A 24,895-nucleotide genomic window follows, 5' to 3' on the forward strand; every position below is an offset into this window, starting at 1 on the left:
CATGTTGAAGATTAATGGCGAACGCCTCTGGGCGAGCCTGATGGCCATGGCCGAAATCGGCGCCACTACCCGTGGCGGCAGCTGCCGCCTGGCCCTGAGCGATGAAGACAAGGCCGGTCGCGAACTGTTTGCCCACTGGTGCCGTGAAGCCGGCATGACCCTGAGCGTGGATGCCATCGGCAACCTGTTCGCCCGCCGCGCCGGCACCGATCCGGACGCCGCGCCGGTGATGATGGGCAGCCATTTGGACACCCAGCCCGAAGGCGGGCGGTTCGATGGCGTGTACGGCGTGCTCGCCGGCCTGGAAGTGGTGCGTTGCCTCAACGACCTGGGGATCCAGACCCGCAAGCCGCTGGAAGTGGCGGTGTGGACCAACGAAGAGGGCGCACGCTTCACCCCGGCGATGTTCGGCTCGGCGGTGTTCACCGGGATCATGGATCTGGACAAGGCGCTGGCGGTGCGAGATGTGGATGGCATCAGCGTCGCCGACGAATTGCAGCGCACCGGCTATGCCGGCAAGCGGCCGCTGGGCGGCGCGGTGGATGCCTATTTCGAAGCGCACATCGAACAGGGGCCGATCCTTGAAGACAACGCCAAGAGCATCGGCGTGGTCAGCGGCGGCCAGGCGATTCGCTGGCTGGACGTGCGCGTGGAAGGCATGGCCGCCCACGCCGGTACGACGCCGATGCCGCTGCGCAAGGACGCCCTGTATGGCGTGGCGCGGATGATTCAGGCCATCGAAGGCCTGGCGGCGGATTTCGCCCCCGAAGGCCTGACCACCGTGGGCGAACTGAGCATCAACAAGTCATCGCGCAACACCATTCCGGGGCTGGTGAACTTCACCGTCGATCTGCGTCACCACCGCGATGACGCCATCGCCGCCATGGAACAACAGGTGCGTGCGCGACTGCAGGCCATTGCCGACGGCCGCGACCTGAAACTGACCATCACCCCGCACTGGATCAGCCCGGCCACGCCGTTCGACCCCGAATGCGTGGCGGCGGTGCAGCAGGCGGTGGATGCCCTGGGCTACGCTCAGCAATCGATCGTCAGCGGCGCAGGACATGACGCAATCCATCTGGCGCGGTTCTGCCCGACGGCCATGGTGTTCATTCCGTGTGTGGGCGGCCTGAGCCATAACGAAGCCGAGGATGTGCTGCCGGAAGATGTGCGCCAGGGCACCGATGTGCTGCTCAACGCCGTACTGGCCCGCGCCGAAAAAGCCAACTGACCACAAATATCCCCCTGTGGGAGCGAGCCTGCTCGCGAAAGCGGTGTGTCAAACAACATTGATGTCGACTGACACACCCTCTTCGCGAGCAGGCTCGCTCCCACAGTAGAACGGGCTCCTGACAGGTATTGACGTTATGCGCAGTTTTTTCCACCCCGAACAATTGCTCCACCATCCACGCAGCTACTACTCCCGCGGCCAGATGCGCACCCCGCAGGAAGTGCCGGAGCGTGCCCAGCGGCTGGTGCAGGCGTCCCATGCATTGGGTTTCAAGGTCGAGCAACCGGCCGACGCCGGGCTCGATCCACTGCTGGCGGTGCACGGCGCGCCGTACCTGGCATTCCTGCAGGAAGCCCACAAGCGCTGGAAGGAAGTCCCCGAAGACTGGGGCGATGAGGTGATGTCGAACATCTTCGTGCGTGAGCCCAACGCCCTGCGCGGCATTCTGGCACAGGCCGCGCGCTACCTGGCCGACGGCAGTTGCCCGGTGGGCGAGCAGACCTGGCGCTCGGCCTACTGGTCGGCCCAAAGTGCAATCGCCGGCGCCAAGGCGTTACTCGATGGCGAACCCGCCGCCTATGCCCTGTGCCGTCCGCCGGGCCACCACGCCCGAGCCGAAGCGGCGGGGGGCTTCTGTTATGTGAACAACGCGGCGGTGGCGGCGCAGGTGCTGCGCGGCAAATTCGCCCGGGTGGCGGTGCTCGATACCGACATGCATCACGGCCAGGGCATCCAGGAAATCTTCTACGACCGCGACGATGTGCTCTATGTCTCGGTGCACGGCGATCCGACCAACTTCTATCCAGGGGTCGCCGGCTTCAATGATGAGCGCGGCGTCGGCGCGGGCGAGGGCTTCAACCTCAACCTGCCGATGGCCCATGTTGCCAGTGAGGCGGATTTCCTCGGGCAACTGGATGTCGCCTTGCAGGCCGTGACCGATTTCGGCGCCGAGGTGCTGGTGCTGTCGCTGGGCTTCGATATCTACGAGCTGGACCCGCAGAGCAAGGTGGCGGTGACCCGCGAAGGCTTCGCCACGCTCGGCGAGCGGATTCGCAGCCTCGGCTTGCCGTGCCTGATCGTGCAGGAGGGCGGGTATCACCTGGAGAGCCTGGAGGACAATGCGCGGGCGTTTTTTGTGAATCCTGAGGTGTGGCAGCGCTGATTTTGCGGTGTCTTTGAGGTCCCCTTCGCGAGCAGGCTCGCTCCCACAGTGCATCGGGTGAACCATGGATCTGTGGTCAATGCTTTACCTGTGGGAGCGAGCCTGCTCGCGAAGAACGATAACGCGGTCCATCCAATGGAACACAAGCGCCGTAAGGCACTTGCCATCGCCCTGACGTTAACGTCAAGATGGCTCCACAGCGCCGACATATAAAGTAACGGCGCAGGGCGGACGACCCGGAGCGCTTGATGACGCTAATAAAAACAAACTCCCCCAAATTGCACCGCGAAGCCCGGCTGGCCCGGGAAAAACTGCACCTGGAAGGCGAAGTGCCGGACGGCGTGCTGCGCGCGGAAATCGATGCTTCGTGGCGACGCAGCCTCAGCCATGGCGTGCATTTCAATGCCAAGCATGAGCTGGCGCTGGAATCGGGCGCCAGCCTGGACGTGTTGCTGGCCAGCAACCGCCTGCTGATCGACGCCGCGTTGCCCTCCATCGATTACCTGGCCGAACGCCAGGGCAAGGAAGGGCTGATCATCCTCGCCAACTCCGATGCCACCATCCTCGCCGTCGAAGGACGCGCCGACCGCCTCAAGGGCAGCGGCCTGCAGGACATCACCCTGGGTGCCTGCTGGAGCGAAGCCGCCCGTGGCACCAATGCCCTGGGCACCGCATTGGTGGAAGCCCGGCCGACCCTGATCGATTGCGGCGAACATTACCTGGACCGCCTCAGCGATTTTTCCTGCACCTCGGTGCCGATCCATTGCCCGCAGGGCGAGATCCTCGGCGTACTCGACCTGACCCGCGAGGGCCCGCTGGGCCGTGCCCACGACAGCACCGCGCTGCTGGCCATGGCGGTCAGCCAGATCGAAAGCCGGGTGTTCAACGCCAGTTATCCGGACGAAATCGTCCTGGCGTTCCACAGCCGTCGCCAATACCTCGAATCCCCGTGGCAGGGCCTGTTGGCGGTGAGCCTCGGCGGGCAAATCCTCGCGGTCAGTGCCCAGGCCTGCCAGTTGCTGCATGCCGAGCGCTCGACGCTGGTCGGCAGGCGCTGCGAAGAGTTTCTCGGGGTCGATGGCCTGCAACTGCTGGCGCGCCTGCATCAGGGCGGCGCCGGCAGCCTGCAGACCGCCAAGGGCGAGTTCTTCTACAAAACCCTGCGCGCGCCGCAGCGGACGCTAAACGTCGGGACGGCAATTCGCACCCCGGCCAAGACCACCAAGGTCGCGCCACCGGACCTCGAATCGCTGGCCGGCAGCAACGAGCGTTATGCCCGGGCCCTGCGCATGGCCCGCCAGGGCCTGGCCAACCAGCTGCCGGTATTGCTGCTGGGCGAAACCGGCACCGGCAAGGAAGTCATCGCCCGGGCCCTGCACATGGCCGGCAGCCGCAGCGACAAACCCTTCGTCGCGGTGAACTGTGCGGCGATCCCCGAAGGCCTGATCGAGTCCGAATTGTTCGGCTACCGCGAGGGCGCGTTCACCGGCTCGCGCCGGGGCGGCATGATCGGTCGCCTGCAACAGGCCCACGGCGGCACGCTGTTCCTCGATGAAATCGGCGACATGCCGCTGGCCCTGCAAGCCCGGCTGCTGCGGGTGTTGCAGGACCGCAAGGTCGCGCCGCTGGGCGCCGGCGAAGAACAGGACATCGACGTTGCGCTGATCTGCGCCACCCACCGCGACCTCAAGCGTCTGGTGGAAGACAAGCACTTTCGCGAAGACCTGTTCTATCGCGTCAACGGCATCAGCGTGATGCTGCCAGCCCTGCGCGAGCGCGAGGATTTCACCGCGCTGGTCGGTCGCCTGCTGGCCCGGCTCGAGGCGCCGACGGTGGTTCTGCACGACGATCTGGGCCGCCTGCTCGGCAACTATCACTGGCCGGGCAACATCCGCCAACTGGAGATGGTCCTGCGCACCGCGCTGGCCATGCGCGAGCCGGGAGAAACCGTGCTCACCCTCGATCACTTGCCCGACAGCATGCTCGACGAGCTGACCGCGACCGAGCGTCCGCAGTCCGGCAGCATCCGCGAAAACGAACTGGAGATGATTCGCCAGTCTCTGGACAACCATCAGGGCAACGTCTCGGCCGCCGCCGACGCCCTGGGCATCAGTCGCGCGACCCTGTATCGCAAGCTCAAACAGTTGCGTTCGTGATGCGCCGCCTGATCGTTCGGCTGATCGACAGCCAGAACCCCGAAGCCCTGCAGGCCTCGCTGCACTGGCTTTACAGTTTCGTGCGGCCCCATCGACTGGCGATTGCCGGGCTGCTCGGGCTTTCGGTCTGCGCCTCGGCCCTGGTGCTGGTGCAGCCATGGCTGACCAAGATGCTGATCGACGATGGCCTGCTGGCGCGCAATTTCCCGATGCTGGTGCTGATGGCCGGGCTGATGATCGTCGCCGGGCTGTTGGGCACGGCGCTGTCGGGGATCAACCGCTACCTTCACACGCGCCTGTCCGGGCGCATGTTGTTTGCCCTGCGCGATGACCTCTATCGGCATTTACAAACCCTGTCGCCGAGCTTCTACGGCCAGCGGCGCATTGGCGACCTGATGTCGCGCCTGGATGGCGACGTCGCGGAGATCCAGCGCTTTGCCGTGGACTCGCTGTTCTCGGCGGTGTCCAGCGTGATCGGCCTGGTGGTGGCGGTGGCGATGCTGTTGACCCTGTCCTGGAAGCTGTCGCTGCTGGCGCTGGTGCTGATCCCCCTCGACGTGCTCTGGCTGCGCTGGATGCGGCGCAAGGTCGAGCGTGACGTGCGGCAGTTGCGCGAACGTTCGGCGGACATGTCGTCGTTCATGGTCGAGACCCTGCCGGTGATGAAATTCATCCAGTCCGCCGGCCAGCAACAACGCGAAGCGCGGCGCCTGGAGAGCCTGGGCCAGGGCTACATGAGCCAGTTGCTACGCCTGCAAGTCACCGAGTTTTTCACCCAGGCCGTACCGGGCACGCTGACTTCGTTGTCCCGGGCCTGCGCTTTTTTGATCGGCGGTTACTGGGTAGTGCAGGGCACCTGGCAACTGGGCGCGCTGATCGCGTTTTCCACCTACCTGGGCATGGCCGTGGGGCCGGTTCAGAGCCTGCTCGGGCTTTATGTGGCGATCCAGCGCATGACCGTCAGCCTCGGGCGGGTGATGGAGTTGCGCGGCGAACAGCCGACCGTACTTTCGCCCGACTCGCCACAACCGATGCCGGGCTCTGGCGAACTGCGTTTTGATGACGTGCACTTCAGCCATCCCGGTCGCTCGACCACCCTGCGCGGTATCGAGGCGCGGATTCCCTACGGTTTGAAAGTCGCCCTGAGCGGCGGCTCCGGCGTCGGCAAATCGACCCTGATCGACCTGCTGCAACGCCACCACGACCCGCAGTCAGGCCGCGTGTTGCTGGGCGAAGTGGATGTGCGCGAGCTGGATCTGTTCCAGCTGCGCCGACGCATCGCCGTGGTCAGTCAGGACATCGTGCTGTTCCGTGGCAGCCTCGCCGACAACCTGGCCTATGCAGTGCCGGACGCCAGTCGCGAAGCAATTGCCGAAGTGGCGCGCCTGGCACAGCTCGACAGCTTGATCGCCTCCTTGCCCGAAGGCCTCGACAGCCCGCTGGGCGAGCGCGGCCAGCAGTTGTCCGGCGGGCAGAAACAGCGCATCGCCATCGCCCGCGCGCTGTTGCAGGACCCTTTGATTCTGGTGCTCGACGAAGCCACCTCGGCGGTGGATGAAGCCACCGAGCGCGAAGTGATCGAGGCCATCGACCGTCTGTTTGCCGGGCGCACGCGGATCCTCATCAGCCACCGTCCCTCGACCCTGGCCGATGCCGACCTGCGTTTCGAATTGCTCGACGGCGTGCTGATCTCGAAAACGGTGCTGCATGAAGCCTGAGCTGCATGAAACGCCGCCGCATGAAAAACCAGAGCTGCGTATTGGCGTGGTGGACAGCGGCCATTCGGCGGCACAGCGGGTGCAGGTGATCGGCGGGCGGCGCTTTTCCCTGGTGGAGGACGGGCTCGCCGAAAGCGACTTGCGCGACGATCCGCTGGGCCACGGCAGTGCGGTCATCGAAGCCATCAGCCGGCGTGCACCCTCGGCGCTGTTTTGCGTGGCCCAGGTGTTCGACCAGCGTGGCGTCACCAGTGCCCTGCAAATCGCCACGGCGATTGACTGGCTGGTGGCGCAGGACGTGCGTTTGATCAACCTGAGCCTTGGCCTGCGCCAGGATCGCAGCCTGTTGCGCGCCGCTTGCGCAGCGGCGGTGGAGCGCGGTGTCTTGCTTTGCGCGTCGAGCCCGGCGCAAGGCGAAGGGGTGTACCCGGCGAGTTATCCACAGGTGCTGCGGGTGACCGGCGACGCGCGCTGCGCCGAACTCGAATGGTCATGGCTCAACAGCGCCCAGGCGGATTTTGCCGCCTGTGTGCACGGCACTTATCCGGGGCAGTCCGGTGCCAGCCTCGGTTGTGCGGCGTTGAGCGGGCACATCGCGGCGTTCCTGGTGGAGCAGCCGGAGGCGAGCAACCAACAGGTCATCGAGTATCTGCGGCAGAACGCCCGTTACCGTGGCCCTGAACGGCGCTTCGGGCCATGACCGCGATTGTCATTCTCGGCGCCGGACCTGCGGGCGCGGCGGTGGCGCTGGGGCTGCGCCGGCTCGGTTATGCGGTCACGCTGGTCAGCGAATGGCGGCGCTTTGCCGCGCTGGAAGGGGTGTCCCTGCGAGTGCTGGAGGCATTGCGCGGCGCCGGTCTGCATCAGGCGCTGTCGGAAGCGACCTTGCCCTCTCAAAGGCAGGTGAACTGGAACGGCCAGCAACATGCGCAGAACGTCGAGTTTCTGCTGGATCGCCCGACCTTCGATCGCGGCCTGCGGGAAGCTCTGCGCGTGGCAGGGGTCGAGCTGATCGAAGGCCGGGTGCTGTCGGTGCAGACTTCCACCACCGGCCATCGCATCGAGATCGACGGGCGTGAAGCACTGGTCGCGGACTTTCTGGTGGAGGCTCGCGGGCGCCAGGCGCCGGCCCTCGGCAAAGGCTTGCGTGGGCCGGAAACGGTGAGCCTGCTCAATCGCTGGCAAGGCACCCCGGGCGCCACCGCCAGTGCCGTGGAAAGCCTCGCGGACGGCTGGGCGTGGATGGCGCGCCGGGCCGACGGCCAGTGTTATTGGCAATGGACGGTGGACGTGGCCAGCGCCGAATTGCCGGGCAAGGCTCAGCTACTCGAATACTGTCGCCAGCGGCGCCAGGCATCGACGCTGGCCCAGGACTTTTTCGGCGGCGAGCCCGAGCTTGACCTGCAACTGCATGCCCGCAGCAGCACGGCGATCCTGAGCCCGCAGGTGTGCGGCGATAACTGGATTCGGGTGGGCGACGCGGCGATGGCGGTGGACCCGCTGTCGGGCAACGGCATCTTTCAATCACTGTCTTCGGCGTTGCAGGCCCCGACCGTGATCAACACCTTGCTGTGCAAGCCCGAGCGAGCGGCGCTGGCCCGGCGTTTTCACCAGCAACGGGTGGAGCAGCTGTTCCTGCGGTTCGCGCGCATTGGCCGGGATTTCTATGCCGATGAGCAGCGCTGGCTGGATCAGCCGTTCTGGCAGGCGCGACGGCAATGGCCGGATGCGGAGGTGGCGCATGCCGAGGCGGATTTCGCCGCACTGCGGATCGAGCGGGCGCCGGTGTTGCGCGACGGGTTTGTCGATGAGGCCGACGTGGTGATCACGGCGGATCAGCCGTTGGGGATCTGGCATGTGCAGGGGGTGGAGCTGGCGCCGTTGGTGCGCAGGTTGATGTGCCGTGAACCGGCGGAGCAGGTGTTGGCGGGGTTGACGGTGGAGCAGGGGAGGATGGTCAGGAGCTGGTTGTTGGCTCAGGGTTTCAAGCCCTGAGCCTTGTGTCGGCAGTTCTGGCCTCATCGCGAGCAGGCTCGCTCCCACAGTAGTTTTGTGTTGATCACAAATCCCCTGTGGGAGCGAGCCTGCTCGCGATGGCGGCCGGGAGGACGCCGCCAATTACAACTTGATCAACACCGACTTCAACTCGGTGTAATGCTCAATCGCCGCATACCCCATCTCGCGCCCAACCCCCGACATCTTGTACCCGCCAAACGGTAGCGCCGGGTCCAGCGCGCTGTGGCAGTTGACCCATACCGAACCGGACTTGATCCGCGGAATCATGCGATGCACCGCTGCCAAATCATTGGACCAGATACTCGCGCCCAGGCCGTAGGGGCTGTCGTTGGCCAGGCGCAGTGCCTCGGCTTCGTCATCGAACGGAATCGCCACCAGCACCGGGCCGAAGATTTCTTCCTGCACCAGCGAATGCTTCTGGTCGACGTCGACAATCACCGTCGGCTTGACGAAAAAGCCCGGCCCGAATTGCTCGCCACCGCAGGCGATGGTCGCGCCGCTTTCCCGGCCCTTCTCGATGTAGCCGTAGACCCGCTCCTGCTGGCGCGCGGAAATCAGCGGCCCCATCTCGACGCTCGGGTCCAGGCCGTTGCCGAGTTTCATCGCATTGGCGATACCCGCAATATCCGCCACCACATTGTCGAAATGCTTGCGCTGCACGTACAGGCGCGAACCGGCGCAGCAGACCTGGCCCTGGTTGAAGAAAATCGCACTGGCGGCACCGGCCGCGGCGCTTTGCAGATCGGCGTCGGCCATGACGATGGTCGGCGATTTGCCGCCCAGCTCCAGGGTGACGCGGGTCATGGAGTCCATGGCGATCTTGCCGATCTGCTTGCCCACGGCGGTGGAGCCGGTGAAGGTCAGCTTGTCCACCAGCGGGTTGTGGGTCAGGGCGGAACCTGCGGTGATGCCGGTGCCGGTGACGACGTTGAACACCCCTTCGGGGTAGCCCGCTTCCAGCACCAGCTCGGCGAGTTTGAGCGCGGTCAGCGGGGTTTCGTCGGCGGGCTTGAGCACCACGGTGCAACCGGTGGCCAGCGCCGGGCCGAGTTTCCAGCAGGCCAGCAGCAGCGGGAAGTTCCAGGCGACGATGGCACCGACCACGCCCACCGCTTCGCGACGGATGAAACTGTGGAACTGGTCGTTGGGCATCAAGGGCGCGGAGACGTCGACCGTGGAACCTTCGATCTTGGTCGCCCAGCCCGCCATGTAACGCAGAAAGTCGATGGACAGCTGCACGTCCATCACCTGGGCGACGGCGGCGCTCTTGCCGTTGTTCAGGCATTCCAGTTGCGCCAGCAGCTCGGCATCGCGCTGCATCAGGTCGGCGAGTTTCCACAACAGGTTCTGCCGCTCACGGGGACGGATGCGGGTCCAGGCCGAATCATCGAACGCCTGGCGCGCGGCGAGCACCGCCCGATCGACATCCTCCGGCGTGGCCCGTGGCACGACGCACAGCACTTCACCGGTGGCCGGGTTATGCAGGGGCATGGTCTGGCCGTCGGCGGCCTCGACCCATTCACCGCCAATGAGCATGCGCGGGGCGCGCTGGATAAACGCCGAAGTGGCGGGAAGCAGGTTTGGGAGCGACATGTTGAAACCTCGTCTTGTTCGTGTGCCGAGGTCTTTCGCAATGGCTGTGCCAGTTTGGCTTGTGGCTTGGTTTAGTGGGGTTCGATGGTGGGAGTGGGGATTTGAGGCGGGCCTGATTGTCGCAATCTGAGACGTGGGTGAGACATTCGTTTCAGTCGGTTTCCCTATGGAGTGTGTGGTTTGTGTGTACATATCCGTTGCTGCGGTAACGGCTGCTTATGGTTCCGCCCTTACGGCGGGTTACTTGGAAAAGCGCCAAGTAACCAAGCGCTTTTATCCCCTGACGTACGGTGCCTCGCCCAGGCTCGGCATACCTTCGCTCCGGCATTCATCCGGGCGCATCGCCTCCGGTTTGCTTCGCTGCACCTCCTCTCGATGTGTGCGGCTTCGCCGCACGGCGCTACGCGCCTGCCCCCCGGATGAACGCCTCCGCTCAGCCTTCCGACGGGGCAGATCAAAATCAAAAGCAAACGAGGCGAGCTAACGCTCGGCCTGATGGTTGGCGCGGTTCACTGTAGGAGCTGCCGAAGGCTGCGATCTTTTGATCTTGCTTTTGAAAATCAAAAGATCGCAGCCTCGTTTCACTCGACAGCTCCTACAGGTCCGCAGGTGGACGCATACCTGTGGGAGCTGGCTTGCCAGCGATTACGGCCCGACAGCCGACCTGATTTCACGGATGCCCCCAATCCCCTGTGGGAGCGAGCCTGCTCGCGAAGGCGGCCTGACAGCCGACCCGATTTCACGGATGTACTTGATCCCTTGTGGGAGCGGGCTTGCCCGCGATGGCGGCCTGGCAGCCAACCTGATTTCACGGATGTACTCGATCCCTTGTGGGAGCGGGCTTGCCCGCGAAGGCGGCCCGACAGCCGACCCGATTTCACGGCTGTACCCAATCCCCTGTAGGAGCGAGCCTGCTCGCGATGGTCGTCAACGATAACGTTGGCTGCCTGACACCCCGCGGCGTCCTCTCGTCCATCGCGAGCAAGCTCGCTCCTACACGGGACCCGCGCAATCAGGCCGGCCGGTCGGCCGCCTCGCTTTGGCTTTTGATTTTGATCTGCCCCGTCGGAAGGCCGAGTGGAGGTGTTCATCCGGGGGGAGGGCGCGCAGCGCCGTGCGGCGAAGCCGCACACATCGAGAGGAGGTGCAGCGAAGCAAACCGGAGGCGATGCCCCCGGATGAATACCGGAGCGAGGGAACCCTGAGCCTAAGCGAAGGGCCGTACGTCAGGGGATAAAAGCGCTTGGTTACTTGGCGCTTTTCCAAGTAACCCGCCGTAAGGGCGGAACCATAAGCAGCCATCACCAAAAAAACGGATATGCACACCGAACCCAACCCAACCCAATCCGCCCATCCCCCACAAACTGCCCAAAATGATAGGTGGTCATCCCCCCTCACCAACCCTCACCTATGCTCGTCTCAGAGTGAAACAGTTGTCGCGAAATTAAACGTGGAATGCCGTTAACGTTTACGTCAAAACCCCGGCAATTACCCACAACCCATTGATTCAAAGAAACATTCTCAAGCTGGCACGCTCCGTGTATTGCTCATCGCAGACGTTTCTCTTGCCTCCGCCAGCGGTTCGCCGTTGACGGCAGAAACCAAAAAAACGATCAGCAACAAAAATAAGAAAGCACCGTGCGAGGTTCGACGTTGATGAAGAGAAAACTCCGATCAGGCCTGAGTGTCAGTCTGCTGGCCGTGGCCGCCTGTGTGGCGCTGCATTCGCCTGACAGCCTGGCAGCCCGCGACGCCCAGACCATCCTCAAGGAAACCTGTCAGGGCTGTCACACCCCCGAAGCCAATAACGCCCTCAGCCGCATCAGCCACCAGCGCAAGACGCCGGAAGGCTGGCTGATGAGCATTGCGCGCATGCAGACCATGCACGGTTTGCAGATCAGCGATGAAGATCGCCGCACGCTGGTCAAGTACCTGGCCGACACCCAGGGCCTGGCGCCCAGCGAAACCGATGGCGTGCGCTACGCCATGGAGCGCCGGCTCAACACCGTGGAAAAATTCGACGACCAGACCAGCCAGATGTGCGGCCGCTGCCACTCCGGTGCGCGGGTTGCGCTGCAACGCCGTCCGGCCCAGGAATGGGAGCGTCTGGTGAACTTCCACCTCGGCCAATGGCCGTCGCTGGAATACCAGGCCCTGGCCCGTGACCGCGACTGGTTCGATATCGCCCGCAAAGAGATGGTGCCGCTGTTGGCCAAGCGTTATCCGCTGGACAACCCGGCCTGGAAAAAATGGCTGGGCACCGCGCCGAAAAGCGAGGCGCTGGTGGGTGACTGGAGCTTCAGCGGCCACCTGCCGGGCAAAGGCGAGCTGGCCGGCATCATGAGCGTAACCGCCGACGGTAGCGACACCTTCAAGGTCAGCGTCAAGGGCCAGTACGCCGACGGTACGCCGTTCAACGGCGACGGCAGCGCGATTGTCTACACCGGCTACGAATGGCGCGGCAATGTGACCATCGACGGCGTGACCATGCGCCAGGTGTTCGCCGCCCAGGGCAACGCCATGCAGGGCCGGATGTTCGAGGCCGAGCATGACGAGCGTGGCCTGGACTTCGTAGCTGCCAAGCAGGGTTCCCAGCGTTTGCTGGCCGTGCAGCCGGGCTACCTGAAAGTCGGCAGCGAAACCGAGGTGACCCTGATCGGCAGCGGCCTGGCCGGCAAGCCGAACTTCGGCAAGGGCGTGGAGGTGGTGCAAGTCGTCTCCCAGAGCCCGGAACAGATCAAAGTCAAACTCAAGGCGGCCGCCAATGCCCAGCCGGGCCTGCGCGCGGTCACCGTCGGTGCGCTGAAAGGCCCGAGCCTGTCGGTCTACAGCAAGATCGATGCAGTCAAGGTGGTGCCGGAATTCTCGGTGGCGCGGATCGGCGAGGGCGGTGGTTCGACGCCGAAAGTCCAGGGTCGCTTCGACGCCGAAGCCTGGGGCAAGGGCGCCGATGGCAAGCCTTATCGCATTGGCGTATTCCCGGCGCAGTGGAAGGTCGAGGCCTTCGACGACCGCGCCAAGGAAGACGAAGACGTCAAGTACGCGGGCACCATGCAGGCCGACGCGGGCGTGTTCACCCCGGGCGATGCCGGGCCGAACCCTGCGCGCAAAATGTCCACTAACAATGCCGGCAACCTCAAGGTGATCGCCGCCGTCGACGACGCAGGGAAATCCCTGACCGGCGAAGGCCACATGATCGTGACCGTGCAACGCTGGAACAACCCACCCATTCCATAAGTTGCTTGATCGCTTGACCGATCCAGACACTTTTCGGAATGACCGCAAGCCCCACCAAGCGGGGCCTGCACAGGAGGTTTGCCATGGGCGCAATTTTGAATCTGGTCGAACGCAACCTGCACGAAGTGCAGGTCGACGCCGACCGCATGCTGTTCCACATCCCCAGCAGTTCGCTGTTCGCCAGCGATGAACTGACGGGCACCATCATCGACACCTTGCGTGGCCCCGGCTGTTCCTCGGACGACCTGATCCAGCGCCTGGCCGCGCGCTTCAACGGCGAAGAAATCACCGAGACCCTGCGCGAACTGATGGCCCTGGAACTGGTCAGCGACGGCTCGCCACTGACCCCGGACATCGCCACCAAGCGCGTCGAGCGCACCGCGATCAACACCGTGGTGCTCAACGTCAACACCGGCTGCAACCTAAGCTGCACCTACTGCTACAAGGAAGACCTCGACAAGCCATCGGCCGGCAAGAAGATGGACGTCGAAACCGCTATCGCGTCGGTGGAAATGCTACTCAAGGAGTCCCCGGACGAAGAACGTTTCACCGTGGTGTTCTTCGGCGGCGAGCCTTTGAGCAATCGCAAGTTGATCGAGTACATGGTCGATTACTGCGAAAAACGCTTTGCCGAAGCGGGCAAGTTCGTCGAATTCGTGATGACCACCAACGCCACGCTGCTCACCGAAGAAACCGTGGACTACCTCAACGCCCACCGTTTCGGGCTGTCGGTGAGCATCGACGGGCCGAAAACCGTGCACGACCGCAACCGCATCACCGTGGGCGGGCAGGGCACTTATGACGTGGTGCGGCGCAAGGCCGAGATGCTGCTGTCACGCTACAACAGCCGTCCGGTGGGCGCCCGGGTGACCCTGACCACCGGCGTCACCGACGTCGAAACCATCTGGGATCACCTGTTCAACGAACTGGGTTTTGCCGAAGTCGGCTTTGCCCCGGTGACTTCTGGCGACATCAGCAGCTTCAACCTCACCAGCGATGAACTGGTGCAGGTCTTCGCCAACATGAAGGCCCTCGGTCGGCGCTACCTGGAAGCGGCACTGGAGCACCGCAACATCGGCTTCTCCAACCTGCACCAGTTGATCACCGACATCCACGAAGGCCACAAGAAGGCGCTGCCCTGCGGCGCTGGCCTGAAGATGCTGGCGGTGGACCACAAGGGCGAGCTGAACCTGTGCCACCGCTTCACTGGCTCGTCGATGCCGACCTTCGGCAACGTCCACAGTGGCGTGAAGCAGGTGGAGTTGAACGACTTCCTGTCCCAGCGCCTGGACCGTACCAACACCGGTTGCAACGACTGCCAGATCCGCAACCTGTGCTCCGGCGGCTGCTACCACGAGAGCTACGCCCGCTACGGCGACCCGACGCACCCGACTTATCACTACTGCGAACTGATGCGTGACTGGGTCGACTTCGGCATCGAGGTCTACACCCGGATCATGGCCAATAACCCTGCGTTCATCAGCAGCTACATCACTCCGCGCAAGGCTCACTGATATGAAACATCTCAAGGCAATCAATAACAAAGCGTTGAAGCTGGATCAGGCCGCGGACGAGAACCGCATCGAAGAAGTGGTGGCCATGAGCTCCGTGGCGGGCTGTGCCTCGACCACCGACCCGGGCTGGGAAATCGATGCGTTCGGCGGTGTGTCGTCGCTGTGCCAGCCGATGGAAGCCGACCTGTATGGCTGCTCCGACCCTTGCTGGTGGCCGGCCCAGGTGCCGGACATGATGAGCACCTACCCGGACTGGAACAAGGATGCGCAGGCGTCCAACGACAACTGGCGAAACCTCGGCACTGTCTTCCCGAAAGACAAGTGATCAGACAGAAGAAGGATTCCAGCATGCACAGCATCAAAGCCTGCGGCCTGGCCGCGTTCGCCGTCCTGAGTACTTTTTCGCTCAGTGTCCTGGCTGATGAAAACACTGCGTTGCAAGACGGTCACGAGTACATGTTGACCACCAACTACCCGAACAACCTGAACGTGATCGACCTGGCCACCGATACGGTGTTCAAGACCTGCAAGATGCCCGATGCCTTCGGCCCCGGCACCGTGCAGCTGTCGCCGGATCGCAAGACCGCCTATGTGCTGAACAATCACTATGCGGATGTCTACGGCGTCGAACTGGACAGCTGCAAGCAGGTGTTCCACGCCAGCATCACCCAGAAGCCGGGGGAAAAGGCCAAGTCGATGTTCGCCTTCACCCTCAGCCACGACGGCAAGGAACTGTTCACCATCGCCAACCCGACGTTGATGATGAACGACCACTACGAGGTGCAGCAGCCGCGGCTCGATGTGTACAAGACCGACGCCGGCATGGACGCCAAGCCGGTGCGCAGCTTCCCGGCGCCGCGCCAGCTGACCATCATGCAGAGCGGTGACGACGGCACCTTGTATGTGGCGGGGGCGGATATCTACAAGGTCAACGTGCAGACCGGCAAGTTCGACGTGCTGATCCCCAGCCGTCACTGGAAACGGGCCAACTACGCGGCTCCCGACGTGCTCTACGTGTGGAACCAGCAGACCTATCGCCATGACTTCTCGCTGCTCTACACCACCGCGAAGTTCAAGGACAAGAAACAGGACCCGGCCACTGCCGACTACCTGTACGGCCTGTTCAGCGTGGACCTCAAGACCGGCAAGACCGAAACCACCGACTTCGGCCCCCTGACGGAAATCTACTTCAGCGGCATGCGCTCGCCCAAGGACCCGAACCTGATGTTCGGCGTGCTTAACCGCCTGGCCAAGTACGACATCAAGGAGAAAAAGATGCTGCAGGCGGCGACGCTTGATCACTCCTACTACTGCATTTCCTTCAACAAGGACGGCAGCAAGATCTACCTGGCCGGGACCTTCAACGACGTGGCGATCTTCGACGCCGACAGCCTCAAACAGATCGGCAGCATCAAAATGCCGGGCGGGGACATGGCGATTACCACGGCGCAGGTTTTTGTGCGGTAATTTGCGGCGTCTGCACTGACGCCATCGCGAGCAGGCTCGCTCCTACAGTTGACCGTGTTGCCTGGACGGGCGCGGTCTAATGTGGGAGCGGGCTTGCTCGCGAAGGGGTCGGTACATCCGATACATCTTCAGTGGCTGGAATGCCGTCTTCGCGAGCAGGCTCGCTCCTACAGTTGACCGTGTTGCCTGGACGGGCGCGGTCTAATGTGGGAGCGAGCCTGCTCGCGATGAGGCCCTCAAAAACACCGAAGAATCAAACCCCCGGCACCGGACAACCCAAATCCCCCTCCTGGCACTTCAGGTAAGTCTTGAACGTCTCGACCCGGGCCTTGGTCAATTGCGTCACGCAATTGCCGTAGATCAACGGATAAACACTTCCGCCGCCCACCCCTGAGGCCGAGAACTCGCACTCGGCATCGCGAAACGCAAGCCACGAGCGCTGGGCCTTGAGCAGCAATTTCTTGCCGTCGGGATTGCCCTTGAGCCGCGTAGTGATCTGCTGGTACAGCGCATTCAACTCCTTGTCCGCCGCAGCGTGCTGCTGCGCCGCGCACTGATTCATGGTTGTCTGATCGGTGGCGTTTTCGCAGTCCAGGGCATGGGCCAGCGGGGTGAACATCAAGGGTATCAGGGCCAGAAGAATGCGTGCATGCATGGGGAAACTCACTGTAAGGGATGAAGTCCAGAGGCAGTGTAGTGAAGCTGAAAGCGCCGCAAAGGTCACGATTACGACAACTGACACCCCATTCATACAACTTTCGGGCTGGACATGTGGTCTTACAGGCCTACTGTTGTTCAGTACAGGAGGTGACGTATGAAACCAGTACCCAATAGTTTTGAGCGCAAAATAATACTCAAATCGCCGCGCTCCCATGTCTGGCGTGCCCTGGTCGACGCGGAGGCGTTCGGTCAGTGGTTCGGCGTGGCGCTCGAAGGCAGGCGGTTCATTGCCGGCGAGTGGACCCAGGGGCAGGTCACGTACCCAGGTTACGAACACGTGCTGTGGAACGTGCTGGTGGAGCGGGTCGAGCCGCAGCAGCTGTTTTCCTTTCGCTGGCACCCCTATGCGGTGAATCCGAAGATCGACTACTCACAGGAACCGACCACCCTGGTCAAATTCGAGCTGGAAGACACCACTGGCGGCACGCTGCTCAAGGTGTCCGAATCAGGGTTTGCGCACATTCCCGATATACGCCAGAAGGAAGCCTATTACATGGACAGCCGTGGCTGGGAAGAGCAACTGGGCCGGCTCGAGCACTTTCTCGCCGAAAGCGCCAAGGCCCGCGAGCGTGAGAATGAATGACCGGTCCAGGGGTTTCGGAAGAAGCGCTATAGCGAATGTCTTACACGTGATGGCACTTTTATCTTCTGTTACAAATTGGATCCGATGCGTATTCTGGCCCCATCCACTGAAGCACAGGGAGTGCTCAAGATCATGGATGATCGGCCATATGCATGGATTGCTGTCGACAGGGAGTCGTAATGGTCGTGGAAGAACCCGCTTCGGCGGGTTTTTTTATGGGCGCCTGAAAAGTGCGACGCACCAGAAAAACTGTAGGAGCGAGCATGCTCGCGATGGTCGTCAACGATAACGCTGGCAGCCTGACACCCCGCGGTGTTCTGGCGTCCATCGCGAGCATGCTCGCTCCTACAGGGGTTAGCGTTCGAGTTTCGCCGCCGCGCGCTCGGTGATTTCCCCACGCAATTTCAACGAACTGGCGGAGCGTTGACGAGCCTCCTGCAGAACCCCGGCCGGCGCGGTTTCCGGGCTGCCGGCGTTGAATGGCGGGGCCGGTGCGTATTCCAGCTGCAATTGCACCAGCTCGGCGGTGTCCCGGTCGAACAGTTCGGCAGCCAGGGTCAGGGCAAAGTCGATACCCGCCGTGATGCCACCTCCGGTCAGCAGATTGCCGTCGCGCACGACTCGATCCTTCACCGCAATCGCCCCCAAAGGCGCCAGCAACTCGTGATAGGCCCAGTGGGTGGTGGCCCGTTTGCCCTTGAGCAGGCCGGCCGCGCCGAGCACCAGCGCCCCGGTGCACACCGAGGTGACATAACGCGCCGTCGCCGCCTGGGCCTTGAGGAACGCCAGGGTCTCGTCATCTTCCATCAGCGGCCCGACCCCGCTGCCACCGGGCACGCAGATCACATCCAGCTTCGGGCAATCATCGAAAGTGGTGGTCGGTTTGAGCACCAGGCCGGTACTGGCGGAGACGGGCACCAGATCCTTCCAGACCAGATGCACCTTCACATCCGGCAGCGACGCCAGCACGTCGTATGGGCCGGTCAGGTCGAGTTGCTGCACCTGTGGAAACAACAGAAAGCCGATCTGCAAGGTCATGGTGTTTTTCTCCTGAAGTGGGTGGACAAATTCACTGTAGGCGTCCAGGATTTGGCGTATACGCCAATAACCCCACGAATTACGCCAAAATGTCGAAAACCATCCATGTACTGGCGTTCGCCAATGTGCAATTGCTCGATGTCACCGGCCCCTTGCAGGTGTTCGCCTCGGCCAACGACATCGCCCGCCAGCAGGGCCTGCCCGCGCCCTATGCGCCGTCGGTGATTGCCAGCGGCGGCGGGGCGGTGATGTCGTCGGCGGGCCTGGCGATGCTGGCCGAACCCTTGCCGGAGCAGGGCAGCGATACCCTGATCATCGCCGGAGGCTGGGGCGTTTATGCAGCCGCGCAGGACCCGGCACTGGTGACCTGGGTGCGCGAGCATGGGGTGCAATGTCGGCGAGTGGCATCGGTGTGCACCGGAGCGTTTTTGCTGGCGGCCAGCGGTTGGCTCGATGGCCGGCGCGTGGTGACCCACTGGACCCGCTGCGAGCAACTGGCGCAGCAGCATCCGCAATTACAGGTCGAGCCCAATCCGATTTTCATCAACGACGGTCCGGTCTGGACCTCGGCCGGGGTCACCGCCGGCATCGACCTGGCACTGGCGATGGTCGAGGAGGACCTTGGTCGCAACATGGCCCTGGAAGTCGCCCGGCAATTGGTGGTGTTTCTCAAACGGCCCGGCGGCCAGTCGCAGTTCAGCGTGACCCTGTCCTTGCAGCACGAAGGCAACCGTTTCGACGAACTTCATGCCTGGATCAGCGAAAACCTCACCAAGGACCTGGGTATTCCCACCCTGGCCCTGCAGGCTGGCATGAGTGAACGCAGTTTCGTGCGTCACTACCGCGCCGACACCGGCCAGACCCCGGCCCGGGCCATCGAACTGATTCGCGTCGAGACCGCGCGCCGCCTGCTCGGCGACACCGGCCTGCCAATCAAGCGGGTCGCCGTGCAATGCGGCTTCGGCAGCGAAGAAACCCTGCGCCGCAGTTTCCTGCGGGCCATGGGCGTGACGCCGCAGGCCTATCGGGAACGGTTTTCCGTCAGCGCCGAAGCAGATCCAGCAATGCCTTGAGCGTGGCCTCGGGCGCTTCTTCGGGAATGTTGTGGCCGACACCCGCCAGCACCCTACGCTCGTAAGACCCGGTGAAGTGCTCGATGTCGTCGTCGATCTCCGGCGCCGGGCCAACGCCATCGTCGGCGCCGCACAGGGAAATCGTCGGCACGCTGATCGAAGGTTGTCGGGTCAGGGCTTCTTCCATCCAATCCAGCGCGGGATCGCCGGGCATATACATGAACCGGTGCCGGTACGAGTGAATCACCACCTCGACAAAATCCGGGTTGTCGAAGGCCGGTGCCGTAAGCGGGTACAACTCGGGCCCTCTGGTCCAGGTCGGCGACCACAATTTCCAGAGCAACGCACACAACTCCCGGCGATTCTCCGTCAGGCCGGCAACGCCGCGCGGGGTGTGGAAATAGTACTGGTACCACAGGCGATGTTCGGTTTCCGGTGCCCGTGGCCGGGTCGAACGGGGAATGTCCTGCAAGTTGTAGCCATCGCCCGTCACCAGGCAACGCACCCGCTGTGGCCATAGCGCTGCCACGATGCACGCCGCCCGACCGCCCCAGTCGTAGCCACAGAGCGCTGCCTGTTCAATGGAAAGGGCATCCATCAGGTCGAGCAAATCCTGGGCAAGGGCGGCTTGCTGGCCGGAGCGCAGCGTGTAGTCGCTGTTGAAACGGGTCGGGCCATAACCGCGCAAATACGGAACGATCACGCGGTAGCCCTCGGCGGCGAGGGCCGGAGCGACCTCGTCGTAGGCGCGAGGGGAGTAGGGGAAGCCGTGAAGCAAAATCACCGGCTCGCCGCTGCTGGGGCCGTGTTCCTCGTAGGCCACGTTGAGTAGCGATGTGCGGACGGTTTGTATCGGGTGTTCAGCCACGGCAGGCTCCTGATTTTAAGACCTGTGAAAGACTAGCCCAAGGGGCAACATTCCGGTTCAACGACTTACGCCTTCGCCACCGGATTGAACTACTTCGCCCGATCCGGGGTAAGGGGGTACCTGCATTTTTCTGCGATTTCTGTCTACACAGACCTCTGGCTTACGGCTGCCAGAAACTCTTCTCCCCACTCAACTTCCGATCCAGAAAACACGCTGCGCTGATCAGCGCCAGGTGCGTCAGCGCTTGCGGGGTGTTGCCCATGTGCCGTCCATGGCTGTCGAATTCCTCGGCATACAGTCCCAACGGATTGGCGTAGCGCAGCAGTTGCTCGAACTCCAGATGTGCCTTTTCCACCCGGCCGGCGCGGGCCAGGCATTCGACGTACCAGAAGGAGCATGCGGCGAACGCGCCTTCGGTGCCGGGCAGGCCGTCGATGTGGGTGTGTTCGTTGCGATAGCGGTAAACCATGCCGTCGCGCACCAGGTTTTTTTCGATGGCGTCGAGGGTGGCGAGCCAGCGTGGGTCCTTGGCGCTGACGAAACGCACCAGCGGCATCAGCAGCATTGAACCGTCCAGGCCAGTGCCGCCGATGTGCTGGACAAAATGCCCGCGTTCTTCGTCCCAGAAGTTGTCCCAGATGTCGGCATAAATCGCCTGGCGGGTTTGGTCCCAGCGGGCGAACGGCGCGGGCAGCGAGCGCTTGGAGGCGAGGCGGATCGCCCGGTCCAGTGCCACCCAGCACATCAGGCGCGAGTGCAGGAAGTGATGTTGCTCGCCGCGCATTTCCCAGATCCCGACGTCTTCCTGCTGCCAGGTCTCGCACACCTGATCGACCACCTCCACCGTGTGCCTCCAGCCCTCATGGGAAATGGCTTCGCCGTACTTGTTGACCAGGTAAACCGCGTCCATCAGCTCGCCGAAGATGTCGAGCTGAACCTGTGAATAAGCCTGGTTGCCGATGCGTACCGGTGTCGCGCCGCCGTGGCCTGTCAGGTGCGCGAGTTCGATTTCAGGCAATTCCTGACGGCCGTCGATACCGTAGAGGATGTTGAGTTTCATGGCCTTGCCGCGACAGTCACTGACCCGCCCGCGCAGCCAGCGCATGTAGGCATTGGCCTCTTCGACGAAGCCCAGGCGCATGAAGGCGTAGACGGTGAACGAGGCGTCGCGGATCCAGGTATAGCGATAGTCCCAATTGCGTTCGCCGCCGACCGTTTCCGGCAGGCCGAAGGTCGCGGCGGCGAGGATCGCCCCGTGTTTGCGCGAGGTCAGCAGCTTCATCGCCAGCGCCGAGCGGTTGACCATTTCCCGCCAGCGACCGCGATAGTTGGACTGGCCGATCCAGTCGCGCCAGAACTTCAGCGTGCGTTCCAGGCACAACCCGGCGGCGCCGTCCTTGAAGCGTGGATCGTCGACGGCACCGAGCAGGAATTCGGCGCTCTGGTCCTGTTCCAGGGTGAATTCGGCGATGGCGGCGCTGCCGTCGATCTTCATGGGTTGGTCCGATGCCAAGCGCAGGGATGGCTGGCCGATGGCTTCGAAAATGACGTCGCTGCCGTTGCTGCGGGCACGGGTCTGGGCGCGCGCATAGTCATGACGCACGGCACAACGCATATGGAAGGTCGCCTTGCCACTGACCAGCCGCACCCGACGCATCAGCACCGGCAAATCATCTTCGCTGTCGCCAATGGGCAGCAGGTCGGTGATTTCGACCACGGCCCGGTCGCTGAGCCAGCGGGTTTGCAGCACATTGGTGTCGGGCAGGTAGATCTGCTCGCGGCGCGCGTCCGGCAGGTCCGGGGACAGCTGGAAGATGCCGGCTTCGGGGGTGTCCAGCAGCGAACAGAAAATCGACGGGCTGTCGAATTCCGGCCAGCAGAAAAAATCCACGCTGCCCTTGTCATTGACCAGCGCGGCACTGCGCATGTCGCCGATGATGCCGTGGGCGTCGATGGGGCTTTGGCGTTCGGGGTGGTGGTCGGGCATGGGTGCTGGGCTCCGAGAACTGTGCGCTTGATCAGAGGACTGGCTTGAGGGGCGTGGAGTTCATTTGTCTGGAGGTACAAGGTGGCTTTACCGGCCTCATCGCGAGCAGGCTCGCTCCCACATCTGTCCTGTGTACGCTGGCCATTGTGGGAGCGAGCCTGCTCGCGATGGGGCCTTCACATTCACCCAACAATTTGCTGCTTTCCCCGCTACCAGCCTTATGGCAACTTGCACGCCCTTATCGAGGCCAGCACCCATGGCAAACCCCTACCGCGAACTGTTCAAGGCCCCTGGCAGCCGAGCCTTCGTGCTCGCCGGAATGATCGCGCGCATGCCGGTTTCCATGACCGGCATCGGCCTGATCACCATGCTCTCGCAGTTGCAGGGTGGGTACGGTCTGGCGGGGGCGGTGGCGGCGACCTTTGCCCTGGCCACGGCGTTTTGCGCGCCGCAGGTGTCGCGGCTGGTGGACCGTTTCGGCCAGGGGCGGATTCTGCCGGTGGCAGCAATGGTCGGCGGCGGCGCGTTGCTGATGGTGTTGCTCTGCACCCGGTTGCAGGCTCCAACTTGGACGCTGTTCCTGTTCGCCGCCATCGCCGGCTGCATGCCGAGCATGTCGGCGATGGTGCGGGCGCGCTGGACCGAGCTGTATCGCGGTCAGCCGCAACTGCAAACCGCCTATGCCCTGGAATCGGTGCTGGACGAGGTCTGCTTTATTGTCGGCCCGCCGTTGTCGGTGGGCCTGTGCGTGGTGGCGTTTCCCGAGGCCGGGCCGCTGGCGGCATTGCTGATGCTGGCTATCGGTGTCACGGCGTTTGTCCTGCAACGCAGCACCGAGCCGCCGGTACATCTCCATGAAGAACATCATTCGGGTTCGATCATCCGCTCAGTGGACATCCAGCTGCTGCTGTTGCTGATGGTCGCCATGGGCACCATTGTCGGCGTGGTAGACGTGGTCAGCGTGGCGTTCGCCCAGCAACAGGGCCAGCCGGCCGCGGCGAGCATCGTGTTGTCGGTGTACGCCATCGGTTCCTGCCTGGCCGGGCTGGCCTTCGGCGCACTGCGCTCGAAAGTGCCGCTGCCGCGCCTGTTTCTCTATGGCGGGGTGGCGACGGCGGTGACCACCTTGCCGCTGCTGCTGGCGACGAACATTCTCGGGTTGTCGCTGGCGGTGTTCGTGGCCGGGCTGTTTTTCGCCCCGACCCTGATCGTTGCCATGGCGCTGGTGGAACAGATCGTACCGCCGGCCAAGCTCACCGAAGGTTTGACCTGGCTGGTCACCGGCTTGAGCATTGGCGTGGCAATCGGTGCGGCCAGTTCCGGGTGGCTGGTGGATGCGTTGGGTGCCCGTAGCGGGTTTTGGGTGGCGATTGCGGCGGGGGTCGTCGTTTTGGGTTCGGCCATACAAAGCTATCGCCATCTGAAATGATCAAAGACCTGTAGGAGCGAGCATGCTCGCGATGGACTGGAGAACGCCGTGGGGTGTCAGGCATCCATCATTATCGTTGGCGACCATCGCGAGCAGGCTCGCTCCTACAGGGTTTTGTGGACGACTAATTTTTTGAGTGGCCCATCCGTTCCCCCATACAGACAACCTACAAGGAAAGCCCGGTGACCCAGCTGACATTGCTGTGCCTGCCTTATTCAGGCGCGAGCGCCATGGTTTACAGCCGCTGGCGCAACAAACTGCCGCAATGGCTGAAATTGCAGCCGGTCGAGCTGCCGGGGCGAGGGGCGCGGTTCGGCGAGCCGCTGCACACCGACATGCGCCGGCTGGCGCTGCAACTGGCGCAGGAACAAAAAGCCACCCTCAAGGCACCGTATGCCTTGTTCGGCCATAGCCTCGGTGCGTTGCTGGCCTGCGAGATGGCCCATGCCTTCCGTTCGCTGGGTTGCCCGGAGCCTGTGGCGCTCTTCGCCTCGGGCACCGCCGCGCCGACCCTGCGTGCCGATTACGATCGCGGTTTCGCCGAGCCCAAGACCGATGCCGAGCTGATCGAGCAACTGCGTACGCTCAACGGCACCAGCGAGGAAGTGCTGGCCAACCAGGAACTGATGAGCCTGACCTTGCCCATCCTGCGCGCCGACTTCCAGTTGTGCGGGCGCTTCGAGCCCGTGCAGCGCCCGTTGCTCAACTGCCCCGTGCACGTGCTCGGCGGCAAGGCCGACCGCGCCACCACCGAGCAGTTGATCGGCTGGAGCAAGGAAACCCGTGGCAGCTTTTCCGTGGACATGCTCGGCGGCGGGCATTTCTTCATTCATGAACATGAGGCCAAGGTGCTCAAGGTGATCAAGGATCAGCTTGAGATTCATCATCGGCGGCATGCGATGGCGGTGAGTGCCTGACAATCCGCGACGCCCCCTGTAGGAGCGAGCCTGCTCGCGATAGCGGTATGTCAGTCAACATCACTGTTGAATGATGAACCGCTATCGCGAGCAGGCTCGCTCCTACAGTGTTTTTCATCCTTCTGTTTTCCGCGCTCCACCTCCCACCTGACAGTTGTTCTCATTCGCTAATTTTTCCGGTCTGCA

Annotated in this window: 19 protein-coding genes; 14 read left to right on the forward strand and 5 right to left on the reverse strand. The window is 63.3% G+C overall.

The window, feature by feature from the left end; translation table 11 throughout:
• Position 1 precedes the first annotated feature (1 nt).
• The 6 genes from ABTV29_RS08950 to qhpG all read left to right on the forward strand — a co-directional run bounded on the left by ABTV29_RS08950 (position 2) and on the right by qhpG (position 8,262).
• Positions 2 to 1,231 carry a Zn-dependent hydrolase gene (locus tag ABTV29_RS08950; RefSeq protein ID WP_433769728.1) on the forward strand — a complete coding sequence of 410 codons (1,230 nt, stop codon included), beginning with the start codon at positions 2 to 4 and terminating at the stop codon, positions 1,229 to 1,231.
• A 136-nt stretch (positions 1,232 to 1,367) separates the two neighbouring features.
• Positions 1,368 to 2,393, forward strand: coding sequence for a histone deacetylase family protein (locus ABTV29_RS08955; protein WP_433769729.1), 1,026 nt, complete (start codon positions 1,368 to 1,370; stop codon positions 2,391 to 2,393).
• A gap of 248 nt (positions 2,394 to 2,641) precedes the next feature.
• Positions 2,642 to 4,549: a sigma-54-dependent Fis family transcriptional regulator gene (locus ABTV29_RS08960; protein WP_433769730.1), complete on the forward strand. Its 1,908-nt coding sequence runs from the start codon at positions 2,642 to 2,644 to the stop codon at positions 4,547 to 4,549.
• Positions 4,549 to 6,267 carry an ABC transporter ATP-binding protein gene (locus ABTV29_RS08965; protein ID WP_433769731.1) on the forward strand — a complete coding sequence of 573 codons (1,719 nt, stop codon included), beginning with the start codon at positions 4,549 to 4,551 and terminating at the stop codon, positions 6,265 to 6,267. The genes ABTV29_RS08960 and ABTV29_RS08965 overlap by 1 nt, the downstream gene beginning before the upstream one ends.
• Positions 6,257 to 6,967, forward strand: a complete 711-nt coding sequence (qhpE, locus tag ABTV29_RS08970; protein ID WP_433769732.1) for a subtilisin-like serine protease QhpE — start codon at positions 6,257 to 6,259, stop codon at positions 6,965 to 6,967. The genes ABTV29_RS08965 and qhpE overlap by 11 nt, the downstream gene beginning before the upstream one ends.
• Positions 6,964 to 8,262, forward strand: coding sequence for a flavin-dependent monooxygenase QhpG (gene qhpG / locus ABTV29_RS08975; protein ID WP_433769733.1), 1,299 nt, complete (start codon positions 6,964 to 6,966; stop codon positions 8,260 to 8,262). The genes qhpE and qhpG overlap by 4 nt, the downstream gene beginning before the upstream one ends.
• 123 nt (positions 8,263 to 8,385) lie before the next feature.
• Here qhpG and ABTV29_RS08980 read toward each other — a convergent pair whose 3' ends face one another.
• Positions 8,386 to 9,876 carry an aldehyde dehydrogenase family protein gene (locus ABTV29_RS08980; RefSeq protein ID WP_433769734.1) on the reverse strand — a complete coding sequence of 497 codons (1,491 nt, stop codon included), beginning with the start codon at positions 9,874 to 9,876 and terminating at the stop codon, positions 8,386 to 8,388.
• 1,656 nt (positions 9,877 to 11,532) lie between these two features.
• Here ABTV29_RS08980 and peaA point away from each other — a divergent pair.
• From peaA to peaD, 4 genes are all read left to right on the forward strand, one after another.
• Entirely contained in the window at positions 11,533 to 13,113 is a 1,581-nt protein-coding gene (gene peaA / locus ABTV29_RS08985) for a quinohemoprotein amine dehydrogenase subunit alpha (protein ID WP_433769735.1), read from the forward strand.
• A gap of 83 nt (positions 13,114 to 13,196) precedes the next feature.
• Entirely contained in the window at positions 13,197 to 14,627 is a 1,431-nt protein-coding gene (peaB, locus tag ABTV29_RS08990; protein WP_433769736.1) for a quinohemoprotein amine dehydrogenase maturation protein, read from the forward strand.
• 1 nt (position 14,628) lies between these two features.
• On the forward strand, positions 14,629 to 14,952 hold the full coding sequence (gene qhpC / locus ABTV29_RS08995) for a quinohemoprotein amine dehydrogenase subunit gamma (RefSeq protein ID WP_008016081.1): 324 nt from the start codon (positions 14,629 to 14,631) through the stop codon (positions 14,950 to 14,952).
• A gap of 23 nt (positions 14,953 to 14,975) precedes the next feature.
• Positions 14,976 to 16,094, forward strand: a complete 1,119-nt coding sequence (gene peaD / locus ABTV29_RS09000; RefSeq protein ID WP_433769737.1) for a quinohemoprotein amine dehydrogenase subunit beta — start codon at positions 14,976 to 14,978, stop codon at positions 16,092 to 16,094.
• Between the two features lie 253 nt (positions 16,095 to 16,347).
• Here peaD and ABTV29_RS09005 read toward each other — a convergent pair whose 3' ends face one another.
• The gene (locus tag ABTV29_RS09005; RefSeq protein ID WP_433769738.1) at positions 16,348 to 16,749 is read right to left on the reverse strand and encodes a lysozyme inhibitor LprI family protein; all 402 of its coding nucleotides are present in this window, start codon (positions 16,747 to 16,749) and stop codon (positions 16,348 to 16,350) included.
• Positions 16,750 to 16,908: 159 nt separating this feature from the next.
• Between ABTV29_RS09005 and ABTV29_RS09010 the strand changes: the two genes are divergently transcribed.
• Entirely contained in the window at positions 16,909 to 17,397 is a 489-nt protein-coding gene (locus ABTV29_RS09010) for an SRPBCC family protein (RefSeq protein ID WP_433769739.1), read from the forward strand.
• A 354-nt stretch (positions 17,398 to 17,751) separates the two neighbouring features.
• Here ABTV29_RS09010 and inhA read toward each other — a convergent pair whose 3' ends face one another.
• Positions 17,752 to 18,435, reverse strand: coding sequence for an isonitrile hydratase (gene inhA, locus ABTV29_RS09015; protein WP_433769740.1), 684 nt, complete (start codon positions 18,433 to 18,435; stop codon positions 17,752 to 17,754).
• A gap of 89 nt (positions 18,436 to 18,524) precedes the next feature.
• Here inhA and ABTV29_RS09020 point away from each other — a divergent pair, with 89 nt between their 5' ends.
• Positions 18,525 to 19,508, forward strand: coding sequence for a GlxA family transcriptional regulator (locus tag ABTV29_RS09020; RefSeq protein WP_433769741.1), 984 nt, complete (start codon positions 18,525 to 18,527; stop codon positions 19,506 to 19,508).
• On the opposite strand, the gene ABTV29_RS09025 is transcribed toward ABTV29_RS09020, so the two are convergent.
• Positions 19,477 to 20,376, reverse strand: a complete 900-nt coding sequence (locus tag ABTV29_RS09025) for an alpha/beta fold hydrolase (RefSeq protein WP_433769742.1) — start codon at positions 20,374 to 20,376, stop codon at positions 19,477 to 19,479. The two genes, ABTV29_RS09020 and ABTV29_RS09025, sit on opposite strands and share 32 nt — an antisense overlap.
• A gap of 160 nt (positions 20,377 to 20,536) precedes the next feature.
• Positions 20,537 to 22,363, reverse strand: a complete 1,827-nt coding sequence (locus tag ABTV29_RS09030; protein ID WP_433769743.1) for a glycoside hydrolase family 15 protein — start codon at positions 22,361 to 22,363, stop codon at positions 20,537 to 20,539.
• 256 nt (positions 22,364 to 22,619) lie between these two features.
• Between ABTV29_RS09030 and ABTV29_RS09035 the strand changes: the two genes are divergently transcribed.
• Entirely contained in the window at positions 22,620 to 23,792 is a 1,173-nt protein-coding gene (locus tag ABTV29_RS09035) for an MFS transporter (RefSeq protein ID WP_433769744.1), read from the forward strand.
• Between the two features lie 182 nt (positions 23,793 to 23,974).
• The gene (locus tag ABTV29_RS09040; protein WP_433769745.1) at positions 23,975 to 24,709 is read left to right on the forward strand and encodes a thioesterase II family protein; all 735 of its coding nucleotides are present in this window, start codon (positions 23,975 to 23,977) and stop codon (positions 24,707 to 24,709) included.
• The last annotated feature ends 186 nt before the right edge of the window (positions 24,710 to 24,895 follow it).

Origin of the sequence: Pseudomonas putida (genome assembly GCF_050989985.1) — a bacterium.
Lineage (GTDB): Bacteria > Pseudomonadota > Gammaproteobacteria > Pseudomonadales > Pseudomonadaceae > Aquipseudomonas > Aquipseudomonas putida_AI.